Below are 4,225 nucleotides of genomic sequence, written 5' to 3'. Positions count from 1 at the left end.
TCTTTTCTTTTCCGGGGGCTGTACTGTCCCTGCTTAACGTTGGAAGCTGCCGCTTCCGGGTGTGAGTTTGTTTCCATGAGATATGTTCATTGAGTTGCACTTCAGTTTGCTTTGTGTCCGCTCGATATGGGCGAGAGTGTAGCCTTTCCCTATCTCGCTTGCCTTATACTCCGTACCGCTTCGGGCTGTGACATAGTAGCCGTTAAGTTTTCCGGTGCTTGCCCTGGCTTCCCGGACTTTAAAACCTCTCTTACCAAGTTCTTCCTTGAATTTGGTAAAGTCAAAGCCCTGCATCTTCTTCAATACGCCGTCCATGGCTTCCTTGATTTCCGCTTTGTTGACTTTGCCAATGTCCTGCGACTGTACAAAGTTCCGTTCCTTGGCTATGGCATTGGCGGCTTCCGTTGCCTTTTTCCCTATCCAGTTGTCCCGGTACAGTTCCCCGGAAAGGGAAACCCGGTTTGCCAGTATGTGCAGGTGGGCTTGCTCTTTCTTGCTCTCCGTACCGCTGTGCCGGATGATGATGTACTGGTGGTTCGCCAACCCCATGCGCTGCATGAAGTCGTTACCAAGTTCCGCCCAGTCCGCATCCGTAAAGGTGGCGCTTTCCTCTATCGAGGGGCTGACCTCGAAACGTAGGCAGTTGTTTTTTACGTTCGGAAAATCAATGTGATACGGTTTCATTTCCTGCACCATTTCCGCACCAGTACACCCATAAAGTTCATGCCGGGCTATCTCGGTGGCTACTGCCTGCCCGTTTATCTCTTTGGCGAGGTCGTACTCCAATGCCGCCACACCATGTGATATGCTTTTCCCTTTCCCTATCATCGTGAGAGTATTTTTTTGAGCTCTGTAATTAGTGCCCGGTTCTCCTCGAACACTTCCCGGTACTGGCGACCACCGAAGTAGTTGTTCAGCCGTTGGAGCGTTCCTTTCAACTGGGCTATGTCCCGGAGAAGCTGCCGTTCCTCCTCGGTGTACCTCTCCCTTGGGCGCCCCCCAAGGGACAAACTCCGGCAGTATTCCGATACGCTTAGACTGCACCGGGCTGCCTGCTCCGCAAGTGCGTCCTTTTCAAGTTCGGTACACCGGAATGTAATCTTTTCGTTCCGTCTTAGTTCCATGCCACAAAGGTAATCTTAAAATCTTTTTGAGCAAAGCGAGAAAGGCAAGAAATGTCCGACAAGGACACTTCTTGCTATATATACACATGCCGCATGGGAATACATCCACGCCAACCGCCCAGCAAAAAGCCCCGGCGTGTTAGAAAATCCCCCACAGCCTAACAAATTCTACCCCATTTCTACCCAAGGGGATTACACGCCGCAGAAGTCATCCGGGAACATGTCTTCCAGTTCGTCCAAATCAATGGTTTCTTCTTCGGACACCTCCACCCATTCAACGTTTTCTTTCCCTCTTATCGCACATGAGTACATCTCGGCGGCGGCAAGAGAAGAGAACACCTCGTGCATAGGCTCGCCGTTCTCTAACCAGTAAACACAATATTCGACCATAACAGTTTTATCATTTATCGTTGTAATGCCCCTCTACCTCCAAGATGTAGACCTCTACCACTTCCTCGTAAATGTCATAGATTATCCGGTCATGGGCGGTAATGTGTCGAGACCATGTAATATCCCCACCGCCCCTTAACGCTTCGGGATGCCCAAGCCCAGTCTTAGGGTGCTCTAACAATTCTTTGTAGATTTTCTTATACTTCTTGAACAAATTGGGGTTTGATTTCTTCCATTTGGCAATCACCTTATCCACCCCGTCGGAAACCCTAATTGTGTACATCATAGACTATCGAAATAAGCGTCAATATCCTCACTGCTTTTGAGGGTAACACACTTTCCGGATTTGATTTCTTCCCTTGCCTTGTCAATCCTTGCTTGCAGCTCCGGGGTTATCATCAAATCTTCACGACCAACTTTTACCAAAGCGTAAATCTCGTTTTTCCTGCGAATTAGTACCTGCTCGCCATTGTCAGCTTTGGTGAAAGACGCTGCGAGGTTGTTACGGTATTCTCTTACTGATAATGCTTCCATATCTGTTTGCTTTTAAATTCAGCACAAAGATAGCTATATTTCAATAAAATACAAACATTTTGTACACAAACGTGTACACGCCATAAAAACCCGTTTCCAATCCTACCGCCCGTTGGTTGGTTTTGCTTTGCTCTTTTTCCCTATCGTTTTTCTTTTTCCGACAGTAAATCAACCACTTAGCTCTATAAATTCCCCTTGTCTGTTATAAGCATCGTCTGTAATATGCTCTATCACTTCTTCGCAAACGCCCATAAATAAAGGGATTAGAACATGTGTTTCCCCACACTTTGGGAGTTTAGTCCCCACACTTTGGGAGTTTAAAAGTAAATTAGTCCCCACACTTTGGGAGTTTTACCCCTCTTTTTTTGTTTTAATGTGGGGATTGTGTATATTTGCAGCAAATCAATCGTTTATGAAAAAGAAACTACCTATTACCAAGAATAAAGATGTTGTTGTTTCATGGGTATATACATGGTCAAAACAGCAAGACATGTCCATACACGAACAAAGAATAGTTCTTCGCATACTGGAAGCGTGCCAAGCTGAACTAAAGGGAGTAAAACTGAAAGATTATGCAGGCACGAAACGCAAGTTTGAGCATGGACTTTGGGATGTTGATGCACAAATGCATGTATCTGACGTTATTTTTTCCGGACGTGATTACAATGAAATCATAGCCGCACTCGATTCTTTGGCAGGACGTTTTTTTACTTACGAAGATGACGAGGAATGGTGGAAGTGCGGATTTATATCTAACCCAAAATATAAAAAACGCACTGGCATTATAACCTTTCGTGTGTCTAACGACCTTTGGGATGTGTTTACCAAGTTCGCCAAGGGGTACAGAGAATTTGAGTTAAACAAGGCTCTTGCGCTACCTACTGGGTATTCCCTTAGGTTTTACATGTTAATGAGTGGGCAGGTGTACCCTTTGGATATATCCCTTGAAAACTTGAAAGACCGTCTTGGCATACCTGCGGACAAATACAAGGACAAGAACGGAAAAGACAGAATAGATCATTTTGAGGAAAGAGTTTTGAAACCAGCAAAGGCTGCGCTTGATGAGAGCTGCCCATACACTTTCAACTACGTGAAAGTGCGTGAAAACCCAAACAACAAACGTAGCAAGGTGACCGGGTTTAGGTTCTACCCGGTCTATCAACCACAGTTCAGAGATGAAGAACTGGAAGGGAAAGAATTGCAAGCAAAGGTTACAGCACGATATCAGATAGACAGCCATGTGTACGAGTACCTCCGTTATTCCTGCGGCTTCACATCGGAAGAGATAAACCGGAACAAAGAGACATTCATAACGGCACAAGAAAAGATAACCGACCTTATCGGAGAACTGGCTCTCCTAAACGGAAAATCACGAGAAAAGAACAATCCGAAAGGGTGGATTATAAACGCCCTTAAAGGGAAAATCAAGGATAAGTAACAGGATTACCCGGCTGAAACACTCCGGGTAATCTTGTCAAATCAGAGGAACGATTTCCATTTCTACACCAAGTTCTTTCATCTGCTGTTGTATTTCCTCGCTGCTTAGTTTCTCTCTCGCCAGTGCAAGCCCATGAAAGGCGTCCCAGCCTGCCGGCTTCGAAACGATACTACCGTTTAGGACGGCATGGGTGATTTCGCCGCCGGACTTCGCACCCTTGTTCAGTATGAAGAAGAACCGGGGTTCTTCGTGTTCCGTTGTTCCCATAATTCGTAAAGTTAGATGTTTATTTATTCCCCTTTTGTTCCCTTGCCTGCTCTTGGTAGTATTCATAATACTGCTTGTAGTTGTCCCGGTCTTTGGCTGCATCCGTCCAAAGATAGCACATGAAACAAGCGAACAATAGGGAGATAACAGCACAAAGGATTGAGTAGAACGAAATTCGTTTGTCCACATAACCGCCGTTTTTCATTCTGTACCCCTGCCGTTCAAAGTCCGCCAATACGTTTTTTAGGCGATTTTCGGCACTTTCGAGGCTTTTCCCGTCTATTTGTACCTTTCGGGATGTTGCATCCTCTATGCGCTTCGTATAGACTTCAACACGCTTTAGTTCTTGATACACCAGTTCTACCGCAAGCTGCGGGTTTACCCTTGGCGTTGTATCTTTTCTTTTCCGGGGGCTGTACTGTCCCTGCTTAACGTTGGAAGCTGCCGCTTCCGGGTGTGAGTTTGTTTCCAT

General features: G+C 45.9%; 8 protein-coding genes. 1 reads left to right on the top strand and 7 read right to left on the bottom strand.

Translation table 11 applies throughout. The features are described 5' to 3' along the window. Positions 1-33: 33 nt before the first annotated feature. From mbpB to AB5026_RS18670, 5 genes are all read right to left on the bottom strand, one after another. Positions 34-828, bottom strand: a complete 795-nt coding sequence (gene mbpB, locus AB5026_RS18690; RefSeq protein WP_007560590.1) for a mobilization protein MbpB — start codon at positions 826-828, stop codon at positions 34-36. After that, the gene (gene mbpA / locus AB5026_RS18685; protein ID WP_004327437.1) at positions 825-1,124 is read right to left on the bottom strand and encodes a mobilization protein MbpA; all 300 of its coding nucleotides are present in this window, start codon (positions 1,122-1,124) and stop codon (positions 825-827) included. Before mbpA ends, mbpB begins: the two co-directional genes overlap by 4 nt. Before the next feature lie 192 nt (positions 1,125-1,316). Further along, entirely contained in the window at positions 1,317-1,514 is a 198-nt protein-coding gene (locus AB5026_RS18680; RefSeq protein ID WP_151940570.1) for a hypothetical protein, read from the bottom strand. A gap of 10 nt (positions 1,515-1,524) precedes the next feature. Next, positions 1,525-1,800 carry a type II toxin-antitoxin system YoeB family toxin gene (locus tag AB5026_RS18675; RefSeq protein ID WP_004327436.1) on the bottom strand — a complete coding sequence of 92 codons (276 nt, stop codon included), beginning with the start codon at positions 1,798-1,800 and terminating at the stop codon, positions 1,525-1,527. After that, complete coding sequence (locus tag AB5026_RS18670; RefSeq protein WP_004295507.1) at positions 1,797-2,048, bottom strand: hypothetical protein; 252 nt, start codon at positions 2,046-2,048, stop codon at positions 1,797-1,799. The genes AB5026_RS18675 and AB5026_RS18670 overlap by 4 nt, the downstream gene beginning before the upstream one ends. Before the next feature lie 412 nt (positions 2,049-2,460). Between AB5026_RS18670 and AB5026_RS18665 the strand changes: the two genes are divergently transcribed. Beyond that, positions 2,461-3,486, top strand: a complete 1,026-nt coding sequence (locus tag AB5026_RS18665; protein WP_004295509.1) for a replication initiation protein — start codon at positions 2,461-2,463, stop codon at positions 3,484-3,486. Between the two features lie 36 nt (positions 3,487-3,522). Here the strand turns inward: AB5026_RS18665 and AB5026_RS18660 are convergent, their stop codons facing one another. Continuing rightward, complete coding sequence (locus tag AB5026_RS18660; RefSeq protein ID WP_004295510.1) at positions 3,523-3,753, bottom strand: hypothetical protein; 231 nt, start codon at positions 3,751-3,753, stop codon at positions 3,523-3,525. A gap of 19 nt (positions 3,754-3,772) precedes the next feature. Continuing rightward, on the bottom strand, positions 3,773-4,225 hold the full coding sequence (mbpC, locus tag AB5026_RS18655) for a mobilization protein MbpC (protein WP_368214135.1): 453 nt from the start codon (positions 4,223-4,225) through the stop codon (positions 3,773-3,775).

Origin of the sequence: Blautia sp. RTP21359st1_E11_RTP21359_211015, assembly GCF_040910705.1 — a bacterium.
Classification (GTDB): domain Bacteria; phylum Bacillota; class Clostridia; order Lachnospirales; family Lachnospiraceae; genus Blautia_A; species Blautia_A fusiformis.
Note: the sequence above shows the minus strand (reverse complement) of the source record. Positions and strands in the feature narration are given on the sequence as shown.

Coding starts and splice junctions, on each gene's coding strand:
- mbpB (WP_007560590.1), bottom strand. CDS start 828: ATGATAGGGAAAGGGAAAAGCATATCACATGGTGTGGCGGCATTGGAG.
- mbpA (WP_004327437.1), bottom strand. CDS start 1,124: ATGGAACTAAGACGGAACGAAAAGATTACATTCCGGTGTACCGAACTT.
- AB5026_RS18680 (WP_151940570.1), bottom strand. CDS start 1,514: ATGGTCGAATATTGTGTTTACTGGTTAGAGAACGGCGAGCCTATGCAC.
- AB5026_RS18675 (WP_004327436.1), bottom strand. CDS start 1,800: ATGATGTACACAATTAGGGTTTCCGACGGGGTGGATAAGGTGATTGCC.
- AB5026_RS18670 (WP_004295507.1), bottom strand. CDS start 2,048: ATGGAAGCATTATCAGTAAGAGAATACCGTAACAACCTCGCAGCGTCT.
- AB5026_RS18665 (WP_004295509.1), top strand. CDS start 2,461: ATGAAAAAGAAACTACCTATTACCAAGAATAAAGATGTTGTTGTTTCA.
- AB5026_RS18660 (WP_004295510.1), bottom strand. CDS start 3,753: ATGGGAACAACGGAACACGAAGAACCCCGGTTCTTCTTCATACTGAAC.
- mbpC (WP_368214135.1), bottom strand. CDS start 4,225: ATGGAAACAAACTCACACCCGGAAGCGGCAGCTTCCAACGTTAAGCAG.